Raw genomic sequence first — 15,257 nt, 5'->3', positions numbered from 1 at the left:
AAGCGACCGCACCGCCGGACGATCACGGGGGCACCAGGGAGGGGAGCGCCATGGCACCGGGACCGGAGCACATCCGCCGCTGGGAGTCGGGAGCACTGGCCCACGCCGTGACGGATCCGTTCGGCCAGGGCCCCGTCCCCTGGCTGCGCGGCAGCGAGACGTACTTCGACGACACGGGCCAGGTCGTCCCCTGGTACGTCGACCCGGCCCCGGCGCGCAGGCCGGGCGGCGAGGGCGGCCCCAAGGTCCCGGGCCCCCGCACGGCACCCGGCTCGGCGTCCGCGTCCGGCGTCCCCCGCTCCGCCGACGACGTCCGCCGCCAGATCAAGGGCTTCACCTCCACCGGCGCGGTCGCCCCCGGCGAGGCCGTCGACTTCCACATCACGGTCGACCCGCCCCAGGAGTTCAGCGTCGACATCTACCGCATCGGCCACTACGACGGGGCCGGCGCCGCCAAGATCACCACCAGCCCGCGTCTCGCCGGCATCGTCCAGCCCCCGCCGCTGACCGCCGACCGCACGGTCTCCTGCCACCACTGGTGGCTCTCCTGGCGGCTCCAGGTCCCCTCGTACTGGAGTGTCGGGGCGTATGTCGCCGTCCTCACCACGGCCGACGGCTACCGCTCCCACATCCCCTTCACGATCCGCGACCAGCACCCCGCCGACCTGCTGCTGCTCCTGCCCGACGTCACCTGGCAGGCCTACAACCTCTACCCCGAGGACGGCCGCACCGGCGCCAGCTTCTACCACGCCTGGGACGGGAACGGCCGTCTCCTCGGCGAGGCCGACGCCGCGACCACGGTCTCCTTCGACCGGCCGTACGCGGGCGCGGGCCTGCCCCTGCACGTCGGCCACGCCTACGACGTCATCCGCTGGGCCGAGCGCTACGGCTACGACCTCGCCTACGCCGACGCCCGCGATCTGCACTCCGGCCGGATCGACCCCACCCGCTACCGGGGCCTGGTCTTCCCCGGCCACGACGAGTACTGGTCGACGAACATGCGCCGCACGGTCGAACTCGCCCGCGACAGCGGCACCTCCCTGGTCTTCCTCTCCGCCAACAGCCTGTACTGGCAGGTGGAGCTGGGCCCGTCCCCGTCCGGAGTCCCCGCCCGGCTGCTCACCTGCCGAAAACGCAAGGGCCCCGGCAAGTCCGTCCTCTGGCGGGAGATCGACCGCGCCGAGCAGCAGCTGGTCGGCATCCAGTACGCCGGCCGGGTCCCCGAGCCGCAGCCGCTGATCGTGCGCAACGCCGACCACTGGCTCTGGGAGGCCACCGGAACCCATGAGGGCGAGGGCATCGAGGGCCTGGTCGCGGGCGAGGCCGACCGCTACTTCCCGCGCACCCCGCTCCCGCCCCACGAGGACCGCATCCTCCTCGCCCACTCCCCGTACACCGACCACGAGGGCGTCCTGCGCCACCAGGAGACCTCCCTCTACCGCGCCCCCTCGGGCGCCCTCGTCTTCGCCTCCGGCACCTTCGCCTGGTCCCCCGCACTGGACCGCCCCGGCCATGTCGACCCCCGGGTCCAGCGCGCCACCGCCAACCTCCTCGACCGCATCTGCAAGCGCGACTGACACCTCCCCATGACACCTCCCCACGGGGTCGACGGACCCTCCGTCCTTGCTCCATCCCGATGTACGGGAGAATCAAGGCCTAGGACAGAACCACGGGGAGGAACCGTGTCCGGATTCGTAGAAAAGCCCGAGCCCCTCCAGGTGCCGGGCCTGGTGCATCTGCACACCGGCAAGGTGCGCGAGCTGTACCAGAACGAGGCGGGCGACCTCGTGATGGTCGCCAGCGACCGCATGTCCGCCTACGACTGGGTGCTGCCGACCGAGATCCCCGACAAGGGCCGCGTCCTCACCCAGCTCTCCCTGTGGTGGTTCGACCAGCTCGCCGACCTGGTCCCCAACCACGTCCTCAGCACCGAACTGCCCCCCGGCGCCCCCGCCGACTGGGCCGGCCGCACCCTGGTCTGCAAGTCCCTGCGGATGCTCCCGGTCGAGTGCGTGGCCCGCGGCTATCTCACCGGCTCCGGCCTCGTCGAGTACGTCGAGTCGCGCACGGTCTGCGGCCTCGCCCTCCCCGAGGGCCTGGTCGACGGCAGCGAACTCCCCGCCCCGATCTTCACCCCGGCCACCAAGGCCGCCGTCGGCGAACACGACGAGAACGTCTCCTACGAGGAGGTCGCCCGCCAGGTCGGCGCCGACACCGCCGCCCAGCTCCGCCAGGCCACCCTCGCCGTCTACGGCCGCGCCCGCGACATCGCCCGCGACCGGGGCGTCATCCTCGCCGACACCAAGTTCGAGTTCGGCTTCGACGGCGACACCCTCGTCATCGCCGACGAGGTCCTCACCCCGGACTCCTCCCGCTTCTGGCCGGCCGACCAGTGGCAGCCGGGCCGCGCCCAGCCGTCGTACGACAAGCAGTTCGTCCGTGACTGGCTCACCTCGTCCGAGTCCGGCTGGGACCGCAAGAGCGAGCAGCCCCCGCCGCCGCTGCCCCAGCAGATCGTCGACGCGACCCGCGCCAAGTACATCGAGGCCTACGAGCGCCTGACGGGCCTCACCTGGTCCTGACCCGGACGGCCCCCGTGACGTGCGGGGGCCCACCCGGACCGCTCCCCCGGCGCGGGCGAAAACCGGCATGCAGAAACCGCAGGCACACACCCGCACGCCAAAACCCGCACGCAAAAACCCGCACGCGAAAAACCCCGGTCCACCGGACCGGGGTTTCACTGGAGCGGACGACGAGGCTCGAACTCGCGACCTCAACCTTGGCAAGGTTGCGCTCTACCAACTGAGCTACGTCCGCACTGCGCCGTGGCGCGAGGCCAACTATACCCAACCCCGCTCGCGAGCGAGACGCACCGCCGCGTGCCGGTTCTCCGCCCCCAGCTTGGACACGGCCGAGGAGAGGTAGTTCCGTACGGTCCCCTGCGACAGCCCGGCCCGCTCGGCGATCTCCGTGACGGGCGCCCCCTCGGCGGCGAGTTCGAGCACCTCGGCCTCGCGCGAGGTCAGCGGCGAATCCCCGGCCGCTATGGCGTCGGCGGCCAACTCCGGATCGACGTAACGGTTTCCGGAGTGCACGGTCCTGATGATCTCGGCGAGCCGCTGAGCGCTCACCGTCTTCGGGACGAACCCCCGTACACCCGCCGCAAGCGCCCGCTTCAGATGCCCCGGCCGGCCATGGCTGGTCACGATCAGCACCCGGCAGCCGGGCAGTTCGGTCCGCAACGATGTGGCGACCTTCACACCGTCCGCGCCCGGCATCTGGAGATCCAGCACGGCCACATCCGGTTCATGCGCCCGCGCCATCGCCAGCGCCTCCGGTCCGGTGGCCGCCTCCGCGACGATCAGCAGATCCTCCTCCAGGGAGAGCAGCGCCGCCAGCGCACCCCGGATCAGATGCTCGTCGTCGGCCAGCAGCACCCGCACCGTCATGAAGTGACCTCGCTCACCATGCTCGTTCTGTCCAGGGGCACCTCGGCCACCACCCGGAACACCCCGGGCCCGGCGAACCCGGCCTCCAGCGTCCCGTCGACCTGCCGCAGCCGCTCCCGCAGCCCGGCCAGCCCCGACCCGCCACCGCCGTCACCGTCCCGCGCGGCCTCGGCCCCGTCGTTCTCCACGGTCAGCACCACACGTTCCTCCATGACCCGCAGCCCCACCGAGCACCGCCGCGCGTCCCCGTGCCGCAGCACGTTCGTCGTCGTCTCCCGCACCACCCAGCCGAGCGCCGACTGCACCTCGCCGGGCAGCCCGTCCGTCTCCCCGCGCACCTCGCAGTCGATCCCGGCGGCCGTCAACACTCCCTGCGCACCAGCCAGTTCCACCGTGAGATCGGCCTCCCGGTAGCCCCGTACGACCTCCCGCACCTCCCGCTGGGAGTCCTGCGCTATCCGCTGCACCTCGATCATCTGCTCCACCGCCTCCGGCCGCCCCCGCACGGCCAGCTGCACCGCCAGCTCGGCCTTCAGCGCTATCACCGCCAGATTGCGCCCCATCACGTCATGCAGATCCCGCCCGAAGCGCAGCCGCTCCTCGGCGACGGCGAGCCGGGCCCGGGTCTCGCGGGCCTCGTCGAGCTGGTAGACGGCGTCGAGCAGCCAGACGGAGAAGAGCGCGGTGAAGGCGAGGAGCCCGGAGCCGAGGAAGACGCCCACCATGCTGAGGACGGCGGCGGGCGGCGACACGTTCAGCGGGAAGGAGACGACTCCCGCGCCGAGCGAGAAGCCGACCACTATCGCGTACACCCGCCGCCGGTCACGCACGCCGAGTGTGAGGACCCCCACCCCTACGACCAGCACGACCCCGAAGACGGCACCCGCGGTCGCGTCCACGCTCTCACGGTCGGGACCCCGTTGGGCGATCAAGATGGCCACCACCGCTATGGCGGCGGTGAGCGAGGCGAGCGTCCACAGCAGCCGTATGGGCTGGGGGCGCCGGCCGCGCGTCCAGTCCAGCCCCCGTGACACCGTGAGCATGCAGAGCACGGCGTGCACGGTGACCAGGGTCAGCAGCGCGCCGCCGAGCCCGGGCCCCAGGGAGCCGACGGCCGGCAGACCGACCCCGGTGATCTCGCTCACCCCGAAGAAGTGGAACGACCACCGCGTATACGTCTCGAACTTCGCCGGTGTGCTCTTCCCCCGCCACCAGCCCCCCGGCCCACGCATGTCTTCCCCTCGTCCCCCGTCTCAGCGCCGTGGTTCCCACCGGAACCACCGCCGTACAGCAAACACCGCCAGCACGGTCCAGGCCAGGCCTGTGGATATCGGCCCCAGCGCCTCGTAGGCGGAGAGGTCGCCGGTCCAGCCGCCGCGTACCAGGGTGATCGCCGGGGACAGCGGCAGCAGTTCGCAGATCGAGGCGACCCTGTCGGGCAGCATCTCCAGGGGGACGGTCACCCCGGAGCCCATCATCGAGGCCAGCACGAACGGCAGGGGGGTGACCTGGGCGCTCTCCACGGTCCGGGTCAGGGCCGCCGTGAGCGCCCCCAGCGCCGCGCAGAGGGCCAGACCCAACAGGAGCCCCAGGACGGCGAGTTGGGGCGCCTTCGGCGCCGGCATGTCCAGCACGGCGGTGGAGGCCGCCACCAGCACCAGGGACTGCACCAGCCCCGTCACCAGGACCGGCAGCGCGGTGCCGCCCAGGATCTCGGTGTCCCGCAGCTCCCCGGTGCGCAGTCGCTTCAGGACCAGTTCCTCGCGCCGGACGGTGTAGATGGCGGTCAGCGCCGAGTACACCCCGAACAGCAGGGAGAAGCCGATCGCCGCCGGCAGCAGCACCAGACCGGTCGTCAGACCGACGTCCTGCACATCCATGTCGTCGATCAGGGGCCTGAAGCTGAACGGCAGCGCGAGCGGCATCAGCACCGCCGAGAGCAGAGTGCTCCTGCTGCGCCCCAGCAGGGTCAGCTCGGCCCGCGCGAGGGCGGCCATCCGGCTCGCCGGGCTCGTCACCGCACTCCTGACCGCGTCGCCGGCCCTCGTGCTTGCGCTCCCGGCACCCGCCACCGTGTTCTCACCCGTCCCGCTGTGCACCCTGTTCCCGCTCATGCCGCGGCCCCCTCGGTCTTCGTACGCTCCGACGCCTCCCGGGCGATGCCCAGGAACGCCTCCTCCAGCGAGGCCGACCGCACATCCAGCCCGCGCAGCTCGACCCGCGCCCGCTCGGCCCACACCAGCAGCGCCGTGGCCGTCCGCTGCAACTCCCGGGTGCGCAGCCGGACCACGCGTCCCTCGACCTCGTGACCGCACACGCCCAGCTCGCCGAGCGGGGGCAGATCGCCGACGAAGTACCCCTCGGGCAGCTCGAAGAGGATCCGGGACGGCTGGGCCGCCGTCACCTCGGTGGGTGTCCCGGAGGCGGCTATGCGCCCCTGGTGCAGGATGGCCAGCCGGTCGGCGAGCTGCTCGGCCTCCTCCAGGTAGTGCGTGGTCAGCAGCACCGTCGTACCGGATGCGCGCAGGGCGCGGACCAGGTCCCAGGTGTCGCGGCGGCCCTCGGCGTCCAGGCCGGTCGTCGGCTCGTCGAGGAACAGCACCTCGGGGTCGCCGAGCAGGGCCAGCGCCAGGTCGAGGCGGCGCCGCTCGCCGCCGGAGAGCTGCTTGACCCGTACGTCCGCCCGGCCCGCGAGCCCGACCAGGGCCAGCGCCTCCCCGACGGGCCGGGCGCCGCTCACACAGCCGCCCCACATCCGCGCGGTCTCCGCGACGGTCAGTTCGGAAGGGAAGCCGCCCTCTTGCAGCATCACGCCGGTGCGCGGCCGGACGGCGGCCCGCTCGGTGTACGGGTCGTGGCCGAGGACGCGGAGGCGTCCGGCGTCGGGGCGCGCGAGGCCCTCCAGCAGTTCGACGGTCGATGTCTTGCCGGCGCCATTGGTGCCGAGCAGCGCGAAGATCTCACCGCGCTCGACGTGGAAGGAGATTCCACGGACCGCCTCGAACCCGCCCCCGTACACACGCCGGAGGCCGGTGACCTCAATCACGTGTTCATTCGTGTCCATGCCTCAAGGCTCCCGCCGGGCAGGACCCGACAGCAGTGCGAGGTGTCATCACTCCGTATGACAAATGTCAGGTGACAGCGGCACCCGAAGGGGAACACACGAAAAGACCCCGGTCCGATGGACCGGGGTCTCATTCCCGAGCGGACGACGAGGCTCGAACTCGCGACCTCAACCTTGGCAAGGTTGCGCTCTACCAACTGAGCTACGTCCGCATTGCCTCCGACCGGCTCTCACCGATCGGCGCGAGCACCAGCCTACCTGATCCACAACAGTGGTCGGGACGGTGATGCAGAGCGGGTGACAGGAATCGCACACTGCGCCTTCCCCCTGGAAGGGGGATGTTCTACTACTGAACTACACCCGCGTGGCCTCCGTGAGCTGGGCTTTTCGGCCCCGCCCGGCGGCGTGCTCCAGACATTAGCCGACCATGTGGGGGGTAACGCAAGTCGGTTGTCCCCGGGCCGTGCTGACGGACCCGGGGACACCCGCGGGGAGCGCCTCGAACGGCCGCCGGGCTACTGCGCCTCGGCGAACGCCTCGTAGACCTTCTTGGGGATGCGGCCGCGGGCGGGCACCTCCATCTTGTTGGCCTGGGCCCAGGCCCGGACGGCCGCCGGGTCGGGCGCGACCTCCGTCTGCTTGTACGCCTTGCCGGACTTCGACCGCTTGCGGCCGGCCTCCACGTAGGGCGCGAGCGCCTTACGCAGTTTCTTGGCATTGGCTTCATTCAGGTCGATCTCGTACGACTTGCCGTCGAGCCCGAAGGCGATCGTTTCCGCCGCTTCCGAGCCGTCGATGTCGTCAAAGAGAGTGACCACGACCTTCTGCGCCACGAATATCGGTCCCTTCGTGCGACAGCTCTGCGATGACGTGCCAAGACGTCACGGAGATGTCGACTGTCCGCCAGTTATGGGGCAAAGTATCGGCTATTGCCAATTCATTTGTACAGTGCCCGGCAATCGAATGTGAAGCCCGACTAAATCTCTCCGCGTGTCCCAGCGCAATAGGGAACACGGATGCACCCCGGATCTTTCCCTGAACTTTTCGCGAAGGCACTGGTCCGATACCTGATCGTGATGACGCTCACGTAGATTCCTACAACTCTACTCGCGTAGAAATTTTGTACGGGTAGTCTGAAGGCACCTGTCGGAGACACCGCAGGAACCTGCTCAGCACCACACCACCGGGAGTGCCAGTGGCACGCGTCGTAGTCGACGTCATGCTCAAGCCGGAGATCCTCGACCCCCAGGGCCAGGCGGTGCAGCGCGCACTGCCGCGGCTGGGTTTCGAAGGCATCTCCGACGTACGTCAGGGAAAGCGATTCGAACTGGAAGTTGACGGGCCGGTCGACGAGGCCGCCCTCGCCCGCATCCACGATCTTGCGGAATCCTTCCTCGCCAACACCGTGATCGAGGACTTCACCGTCAAGGTGGAGGAAGTCGCGGAGGCCGCGAAGTGACCGCTCGTATTGGCGTCGTCACTTTCCCGGGCAGCCTCGACGACCGGGACACCCAGCGGGCGATCCGCCTCGCGGGCGCGGAACCGGTCGCCCTCTGGCACAAGGACAAGAACCTCCACCAGGTCGACGCGGTCGTCCTGCCCGGCGGTTTCTCGTACGGCGACTATCTGCGCGCCGGTGCCATCTCCCGCTTCTCGCCGGTGATGGAGACCGTCATCGAGCAGGCGAAGGTCGGCCTGCCGGTCCTCGGCATCTGCAACGGCTTCCAGATCCTCACCGAGGCCCATCTGCTGCCCGGCGGGATGCTCGGCAACGACCACCTCCACTTCATCTGCCGCGACCAGAAGCTGCGGGTGGAGAACGCGGACACCGCCTGGACCGCCGACTACACGGCCGGCCAGGAGATCCACATCCCGCTGAAGAACATGGACGGCCGCTACGTCGCCGACCCGTACACGCTGGACAAGCTCGAGGCCGAGGGCCGGGTCGCGTTCCGCTACCTGGACTTCAACCCCAACGGTTCGCTCAACGACATCGCCGGCATCACCAACGAGGCCGGCAACGTCGTAGGCCTCATGCCGCACCCGGAGCACGCCGTCGAGCCCCTCGTCGGGTCCGGCCGCACCGACGGTCTCCCGTTCTTCACCTCGATCCTCAAGAAGCTGGTCAACGCATGAGCCGGACGCCTCTGGACACGGTCGAGCACGCGGCCGCGACCCCCGACGTCGAGCTGCCCTGGGCCGAACTCGGCCTGAAGAAGGACGAGTACGAGCGGGTGGTGGAGATCCTCGGCCGCCGCCCCACCGGCGCCGAGCTCGCCATGTACTCCGTCATGTGGTCCGAGCACTGCTCCTACAAGTCGTCGAAGGTGCACCTGCGCCAGTTCGGCGAGAAGGCCCCGCAGTCCGACGCGCTCCTCGTCGGCATCGGCGAGAACGCGGGCGTCGTCGACGTCGGCCAGGGCTACGCGGTCACCTTCAAGGTCGAGTCGCACAACCACCCGTCGTACGTCGAGCCCTACCAGGGCGCGGCCACCGGTGTCGGCGGCATCGTCCGCGACATCATCGCCATGGGCGCCCGCCCGGTCGCGGTCGTCGACCCGCTGCGCTTCGGCGCCGCCGACCACCCCGACACCAAGCGCGTCCTGCCGGGCGTCGTCGCCGGCATCGGCGGCTACGGCAACTGCCTGGGCCTGCCGAACATCGGCGGCGAGGTCGTCTTCGACGCCTGCTACCAGGGCAACCCGCTGGTCAACGCCGGTGCCATCGGCGTCATGCGGCACGAGGACATCCACCTCGCGAAGGCCTCCGGCGCCGGCAACAAGGTCATCCTGTACGGCGCCCGCACCGGCGGCGACGGCATCGGCGGCGCGTCGATCCTCGCCTCCGAGACCTTCGACGACGCCAAGCCGTCGAAGCGCCCCGCCGTCCAGGTCGGCGACCCCTTCCAGGAGAAGCTCCTCATCGAGTGCACCCTGGAGGCCTTCCAGGAGAAGCTCGTCGTCGGCATCCAGGACCTCGGCGCCGCCGGTCTGTCCTGCGCCACCAGCGAGCTCGCCTCCAACGGCTCCGGCGGCATGCGCGTCACCCTCGACGACGTCCCGCTGCGCGACTCGACCCTCTCGCCCGAGGAAATCCTCATGAGCGAGTCGCAGGAACGCATGTGCGCCGTCGTGGAGCCGGAGAAGGTCGACCGGTTCCTCGAGATCTGCGACAAGTGGGACGTCATCGCCACCGTCATCGGTGAGGTGACCGACGGCGACCGCCTCGAGATCTTCTGGCACGGCGGCAAGATCGTCGACGTCGACCCGCGCACGGTCGCCCACGACGGCCCGGTCTACGAGCGCCCGTACGCCCGCCCGGACTGGCAGGACGCCCTCCAGGCGGACGACGCGAACAAGCTGCCCCGGCCGCAGACGGGCGAGGAGCTGAAGGACCAGGTCCGCAAGCTCGTCGCCTCGCCCAACCAGGCCTCCAAGAAGTGGATCACCTCGCAGTACGACCACTTCGTCCAGGGCAACACCGTCCTCGCCCAGCCCGAGGACTCCGGCATGATCCGGATCGACGAGGAGTCCGGCCTCGGTGTCGCCATCGCGACCGACGGCAACGGCCGGTACGCCAAGCTCGACCCGTACCACGGCGCCCAGCTCGCGCTCGCCGAGGCGTACCGCAACGTCGCCACGACCGGAGCCAAGCCGCTCGCCGTCTCCGACTGCCTGAACTTCGGCTCGCCCGAGGACCCGGCCGTCATGTGGCAGTTCGCGGAGGCCGTCCGCGGTCTGGCGGACGCCTGTCTTCAGCTCGGCACCCCGGTGACCGGCGGCAACGTCTCCCTCTACAACCAGACCGGCGAGGTCGCCATCCACCCGACCCCGGTGGTCGCGGTCCTCGGCGTCATCGACGATGTCGCCCGCCGCACCCCGGTCGCCTTCCAGGAGGAGGGCCAGCTGCTCTACCTCCTCGGCGACACCCGTGAGGAGTTCGGCGGCTCGGCCTGGTCCCAGGTCGTCCACGACCACCTCGGCGGTCTGCCCCCGAAGGTCGACCTGGAGCGCGAGCGCCTGCTGGCCGAGATCCTGATCTCCGCCTCCCGTGACGGGATGATCGACTCCGCGCACGACCTGTCCGACGGCGGTCTGGTCCAGGCGGTCGTGGAGTCGGCGCTGCTCGGCGGCAAGGGCGCGCGTCTGGTCGTACCGGACGGGCTCGACGCCTTCACCTTCCTGTTCTCCGAGTCCGCAGGCCGCGCCGTCGTCGCGGTCCCGCGCTCGGAGGAGGTCCGCTTCAACGACATGTGCGGCGCCCGGGGTCTCCCGGTCACCCGCATCGGCGTGGTCGACGGCGACACGGTGGACGTCCAGGGCGAGTTCGCGCTCTCCCTGGAGGAGCTGCGCACGGCGCACGAGGAGACGATCCCGGCGCTGCTCGCGTAGGCGGGTCCGCATGACGGTGCGGTAGGAGTACGACGGTGAGGGCCCCGATCGCCGAGACGGTCGGGGCCCTCACCGTGCCCGCGCGCCGTCACGGCGTGGCTTTCCGCTGTCCCGGCGCTGCACCGCCACGGGTTCCCGCGTCGGCTCCGGGGAGCCCCCGGCCGGGCGCGGCCCGGGCAGCCGCAGGGCGAGGACGAGGCACAGGGCCATGACGGCCGCCCCGCACAGGAACACCAAGTCGGCAGCCCCTCCCTCACCTCAACGGCCCGATCGCGCCGAGCCTCCCTTCCCTGCCAGCCCGATCCCGCCGGTGGCTCTTCCTCGAACGGCTTCCTTGAACGGCCCGATCCCGGCGACGGTCACTCCCCCCACCGGCCCGACCCCGCCGGCAGCCCCTCCCTCAGCGGCCCGATCGCGCCGGTGGCCCTTCCCCGAACGGCCCGATCCCGGCGACGGTCACTCCCCCCACCGGCCCGACCCCGCCAGCAGCCCTTCCCTCAGCGGCCCGATCCCGCCGGTGGCTCTTCCCCGCGAGCCCGATCGCGCCGGTGGCTCTTCCCCGAACGGCCCGATCCCGGCGACGGTCACTCCCCCCACCGGCCCGACCCCGCCGGCAGCCCCTCCCTCACCTCAACGGCCCGATCGCGCCGAGCCCCCCTCACCGACAGCTAGGCTCGCCGCCATGCCTCCGGTCAAAAAGCGTGCACGGACCTATGACCCCGCCAAGACGCGGGCGGCGGTGTTGGGGCAGTTCGGGAAGGTGCGGGAGGCCGTCGCCGGGCTGGAGGACGGGCAGCTCGCGTTGCCGACGCGGCTCGGGGAGTGGCGTGTGCGGGAGTTGGTGGCGCACATAGGGATGGCGCTCACCGCCATCGGGCGTGCCCTCGCCCTGCCCGAGCCGCCGAAGCAGGACGCCGTGCTGCTCGACTGGCCGTTCGCGACCTCCGCCCACTCCGCGGCCATCGACGACTTCACCCGGCGGCTGACCGGGGAACACCCCGACCTCGACGGCTACCTCGCCGCCGTCGGGCGCGACCTCGTCGAACAGCTCGACACCCACCCCGGGACGCGGCTGCTCCGGACCAACGCGGGCGCGCTGCCGCTCGCCGACTACCTCGTCACCCGCGCCGTCGAGCTGGTCGTCCACACGGATGACCTCAACGCCGCCGTGCCGGGCCTCGCCGTCCCCCTGGACCGCCAGGCCCTCGCCGCCACCAGCCGGCTCCTCGCGGACGCGCTCGCCGTCAAGGCGCCCGGTGGCGCGACGGAGGTGCGCGTCCCGCCGTACGCCGTCGTGCAGTGCGTCGAGGGCCCGCGGCACACCCGTGGCACTCCGCCGAACGTCGTCGAGACCGACCCGCTGACCTGGATCAGGCTGGCGACCGGACGGCAGAGCTGGGCCGAGGCCATGGACGCGGCGAAGGTGAGCGCGAGCGGCGAGCGGGCCGATCTGGGAGCGCTCCTGCCGCTGATGTCCTGACCCGGTCCACGCAGAATGGTGTGCGACACCTCACTCGTGCATACGGAACGCGACCGCGCGGGCCCGTCCGGGTTGCGTCACCGGTCGTCACAGGATCGCCGTATAGCGCGTCTGACCTGCGTAAACAAGTCGATCATCGATGGATCGGACCAACCAAGATCCAGTTACCGGCAGGTATCCCCAATTCGGACCAGTGGTCGATCTCGCCTACACTCGGTGGCGTGCCACGTGGTGACGGTCGACTCAATCACGATCTGCTTCCCGGCGAGAAGGGCCCCCAGGACGCTTGTGGCGTCTTCGGTGTCTGGGCTCCGGGCGAAGAGGTCGCAAAGCTCACGTACTTCGGGCTCTACGCCCTCCAGCATCGGGGCCAGGAATCCGCGGGTATCGCGGTCAGCAACGGCTCCCAGATCCTCGTCTTCAAGGACATGGGCCTCGTTTCCCAGGTCTTCGACGAGACCTCGCTCGGTTCGCTCCAGGGTCACATCGCGGTCGGACACGCCCGCTACTCGACCACCGGTGCCTCCGTGTGGGAGAACGCCCAGCCGACGTTCCGCGCCACCGCGCACGGTTCGATCGCGCTCGGCCACAACGGCAACCTCGTCAACACCGCCCAGCTCGCCGAGATGGTCGCCGACCTGCCCAAGCAGGAAGGCGGGCGCACCCCGCGCGTCGCGGCGACCAACGACACCGACCTGCTCACCGCGCTGCTCGCGGCCCAGGTCGACGCGGACGGCAAGCCGCTGACCATCGAGGAGGCGGCCCACCAGATCCTCCCGAAGGTCAAGGGCGCCTTCAGCCTCGTCTTCATGGACGAGCACACCCTCTACGCCGGCCGTGACCCGCAGGGCATCCGCCCACTGGTCCTCGGTCGCCTCGAGCGCGGCTGGGTCGTCGCCTCCGAGTCCGCCGCCCTCGACATCTGCGGCGCCAGCTTCGTCCGCGAGATCGAGCCGGGCGAGTTCGTCGCCATCGACGAGAACGGTCTCCGTACCTCTCGATTCGCGGAAGCGAAGCCCAAGGGCTGTGTCTTCGAGTACGTGTACCTGGCCCGCCCCGACACCGACATCGCCGGCCGGAACGTGTACGCGTCCCGGGTGGAGATGGGCCGCAAGCTCGCCAAGGAAGCCCCGGCCGAGGCCGATCTGGTCATAGCGACCCCGGAGTCCGGCACCCCCGCAGCCATCGGCTACGCGGAGGCCTCGGGCATCCCCTTCGGCAGCGGCCTGGTCAAGAACGCCTACGTCGGCCGGACCTTCATCCAGCCCTCGCAGACGATCCGTCAGCTCGGCATCCGCCTGAAGCTGAATCCGCTCAAGGACGTCATCAAGGGCAAGCGCCTGGTCGTCGTCGACGACTCGATCGTGCGCGGCAACACCCAGCGCGCGCTGGTGCGGATGCTGCGCGAGGCGGGCGCCGCCGAGGTCCACATCCGGATCTCCTCCCCGCCCGTGAAGTGGCCCTGCTTCTTCGGCATCGACTTCGCCACGCGCGCGGAGCTGATCGCCAACGGCATGACCATCGACGAGATCGGCACCTCGCTCGGCGCCGACTCCCTGGCGTACATCTCCATCGACGGCATGATCGAGGCGACCACCATCGCCAAGCCGAACCTCTGCCGTGCCTGCTTCGACGGCGAGTACCCGATGGAGCTCCCGGACCCCGAGCTGCTCGGCAAGCAGCTGCTGGAGACGGAGCTGGCCGCCGGCCCGGCCGCCACGGCCGCCGCCGACGCGATCCGCCGCCCGTAGACGGCCCGTAACACCTGCCGTACGACACGAAGGTTCTCACTAGCCATGTCTGAGACAACTGGTGCCAGCTACGCAGCCGCGGGCGTCGACATCGAAGCGGGCGACCGCGCCGTCGAGCTGATGAAGGAGTGGGTGAAGAAGACGCAGCGCCCCGAGGTCCTCGGTGGCCTCGGCGGCTTCGCCGGCCTCTTCGACGCCTCCGCCCTCAAGCGTTACGAGCGTCCGCTGCTCGCCTCCGCCACGGACGGCGTGGGCACGAAGGTCGACATCGCCCGCCAGCTCGGCGTCTACGACACGATCGGCCACGACCTGGTCGCCATGGTCATGGACGACATCGTGGTGTGCGGTGCCGAGCCGCTGTTCATGACCGACTACATCTGCGTCGGCAAGGTTCACCCCGAGCGTGTCGCCGCCATCGTCAAGGGCATCGCCGAGGGCTGTGTGCTGGCCGGCTGCGCCCTGGTCGGCGGCGAGACGGCCGAACACCCGGGCCTGCTCGGTGCGGACGACTTCGACGTCGCCGGCGCCGGCACGGGCGTCGTGGAGGCCGACCGGCTGCTCGGCCCGGATCGTATCCGCACGGGTGACGCCGTGATCGCCATGGCGTCCTCCGGCCTTCACTCGAACGGGTACTCGCTGGTCCGGCACGTCCTGCTGAACCAGGCGGGCCTCGCCCTCGACGCACGGATCGACGACCTGGGCCGCACCCTCGGCGAGGAGCTCCTGGAGCCCACCAAGATCTACTCGCTGGACTGCCTGGCCCTGACCCGCACGACGGACGTGCACGCCTTCTCGCACATCACCGGCGGCGGACTCGCGGCCAACCTGGCCCGCGTCATCCCCGACGGACTCCACGCGACCGTCGACCGCTCCACCTGGACCCCGGCCCCGGTCTTCGACCTCGTCGGCAGGACCGGCTCGGTCGAGCGCCTGGAGCTGGAGAAGACCCTGAACATGGGCGTCGGCATGATCGCGATCGTGCCGCAGGAGTCGGCGGACGTGGCCCTGGCCACCCTGGCCGACCGTGGCGTCGAGGCATGGGTCGCCGGCGAGATCACCGAGCGTGGCGAGCACGCCACCGGTGCGGAACTGGTGGGGGACTACGCCTGAAACGCCGTGCGG

Annotated in this window: 13 protein-coding genes and 3 tRNA genes; 8 read left to right on the top strand and 8 right to left on the bottom strand. The window is 70.7% G+C overall.

The features are described 5' to 3' along the window. Nucleotides 1-50: 50 nt before the first annotated feature. Together AQJ64_RS20870 and AQJ64_RS20865 are read left to right on the top strand one after the other, a co-directional pair. Complete coding sequence (locus AQJ64_RS20870) at nucleotides 51-1,577, top strand: N,N-dimethylformamidase beta subunit family domain-containing protein (protein ID WP_055636309.1); 1,527 nt, start codon at nucleotides 51-53, stop codon at nucleotides 1,575-1,577. A 105-nt stretch (nucleotides 1,578-1,682) separates the two neighbouring features. Continuing rightward, the gene (locus AQJ64_RS20865; protein ID WP_055636310.1) at nucleotides 1,683-2,582 is read left to right on the top strand and encodes a phosphoribosylaminoimidazolesuccinocarboxamide synthase; all 900 of its coding nucleotides are present in this window, start codon (nucleotides 1,683-1,685) and stop codon (nucleotides 2,580-2,582) included. Between the two features lie 159 nt (nucleotides 2,583-2,741). Here AQJ64_RS20865 and AQJ64_RS20860 read toward each other — a convergent pair. The 8 genes from AQJ64_RS20860 to AQJ64_RS20825 form a co-directional block, all read right to left on the bottom strand. Further along, nucleotides 2,742-2,817 (bottom strand) — tRNA-Gly (locus AQJ64_RS20860). Nucleotides 2,818-2,840: 23 nt separating this feature from the next. After that, a complete protein-coding gene (locus AQJ64_RS20855; protein WP_055636311.1) occupies nucleotides 2,841-3,449 on the bottom strand; it encodes a response regulator transcription factor in 609 nt (202 codons plus the stop codon). Then, nucleotides 3,446-4,681 (bottom strand): sensor histidine kinase, encoded by a 1,236-nt coding sequence (locus tag AQJ64_RS20850; RefSeq protein WP_059202861.1) that lies wholly within the window; start codon nucleotides 4,679-4,681, stop codon nucleotides 3,446-3,448. Before AQJ64_RS20850 ends, AQJ64_RS20855 begins: the two co-directional genes overlap by 4 nt. 21 nt (nucleotides 4,682-4,702) lie before the next feature. After that, the gene (locus AQJ64_RS20845; protein WP_055631823.1) at nucleotides 4,703-5,446 is read right to left on the bottom strand and encodes an ABC transporter permease; all 744 of its coding nucleotides are present in this window, start codon (nucleotides 5,444-5,446) and stop codon (nucleotides 4,703-4,705) included. A 113-nt stretch (nucleotides 5,447-5,559) separates the two neighbouring features. Beyond that, a complete protein-coding gene (locus AQJ64_RS20840; RefSeq protein ID WP_055631822.1) occupies nucleotides 5,560-6,513 on the bottom strand; it encodes an ABC transporter ATP-binding protein in 954 nt (317 codons plus the stop codon). Nucleotides 6,514-6,652: 139 nt separating this feature from the next. Next, nucleotides 6,653-6,725: transfer RNA gene (locus tag AQJ64_RS20835), tRNA-Gly, on the bottom strand. Between the two features lie 80 nt (nucleotides 6,726-6,805). Beyond that, a tRNA-Gly gene (locus AQJ64_RS20830) sits at nucleotides 6,806-6,877 on the bottom strand. Nucleotides 6,878-7,028: 151 nt separating this feature from the next. Next, nucleotides 7,029-7,346 carry a histone-like nucleoid-structuring protein Lsr2 gene (locus AQJ64_RS20825; RefSeq protein ID WP_055631821.1) on the bottom strand — a complete coding sequence of 106 codons (318 nt, stop codon included), beginning with the start codon at nucleotides 7,344-7,346 and terminating at the stop codon, nucleotides 7,029-7,031. A gap of 362 nt (nucleotides 7,347-7,708) precedes the next feature. On the opposite strand from AQJ64_RS20825, the gene purS reads away from it, so the two are divergent. The 6 genes from purS (at nucleotide 7,709) to purM (ending at nucleotide 15,245) form a co-directional block, all read left to right on the top strand. Next, nucleotides 7,709-7,972 (top strand): phosphoribosylformylglycinamidine synthase subunit PurS, encoded by a 264-nt coding sequence (gene purS / locus AQJ64_RS20820; protein ID WP_015659417.1) that lies wholly within the window; start codon nucleotides 7,709-7,711, stop codon nucleotides 7,970-7,972. After that, nucleotides 7,969-8,649, top strand: coding sequence for a phosphoribosylformylglycinamidine synthase subunit PurQ (gene purQ / locus AQJ64_RS20815; protein WP_055631820.1), 681 nt, complete (start codon nucleotides 7,969-7,971; stop codon nucleotides 8,647-8,649). The genes purS and purQ overlap by 4 nt, the downstream gene beginning before the upstream one ends. Next, complete coding sequence (purL, locus tag AQJ64_RS20810; RefSeq protein ID WP_055631819.1) at nucleotides 8,646-10,904, top strand: phosphoribosylformylglycinamidine synthase subunit PurL; 2,259 nt, start codon at nucleotides 8,646-8,648, stop codon at nucleotides 10,902-10,904. Before purQ ends, purL begins: the two co-directional genes overlap by 4 nt. A 682-nt stretch (nucleotides 10,905-11,586) precedes the next feature. After that, the gene (locus AQJ64_RS20805) at nucleotides 11,587-12,384 is read left to right on the top strand and encodes a maleylpyruvate isomerase family mycothiol-dependent enzyme (protein WP_055631818.1); all 798 of its coding nucleotides are present in this window, start codon (nucleotides 11,587-11,589) and stop codon (nucleotides 12,382-12,384) included. 221 nt (nucleotides 12,385-12,605) lie between these two features. Continuing rightward, entirely contained in the window at nucleotides 12,606-14,135 is a 1,530-nt protein-coding gene (purF, locus tag AQJ64_RS20800) for an amidophosphoribosyltransferase (RefSeq protein ID WP_055631817.1), read from the top strand. A gap of 45 nt (nucleotides 14,136-14,180) precedes the next feature. Continuing rightward, on the top strand, nucleotides 14,181-15,245 hold the full coding sequence (gene purM, locus AQJ64_RS20795) for a phosphoribosylformylglycinamidine cyclo-ligase (RefSeq protein WP_055631816.1): 1,065 nt from the start codon (nucleotides 14,181-14,183) through the stop codon (nucleotides 15,243-15,245). Nucleotides 15,246-15,257: the final 12 nt, after the last annotated feature.

It is taken from the genome of Streptomyces griseoruber, assembly GCF_001514205.1.
GTDB classification, from domain to species: Bacteria; Actinomycetota; Actinomycetes; order Streptomycetales; family Streptomycetaceae; genus Streptomyces; species Streptomyces griseoruber.
This window is presented reverse-complemented; position numbering and strand designations above follow the sequence as displayed.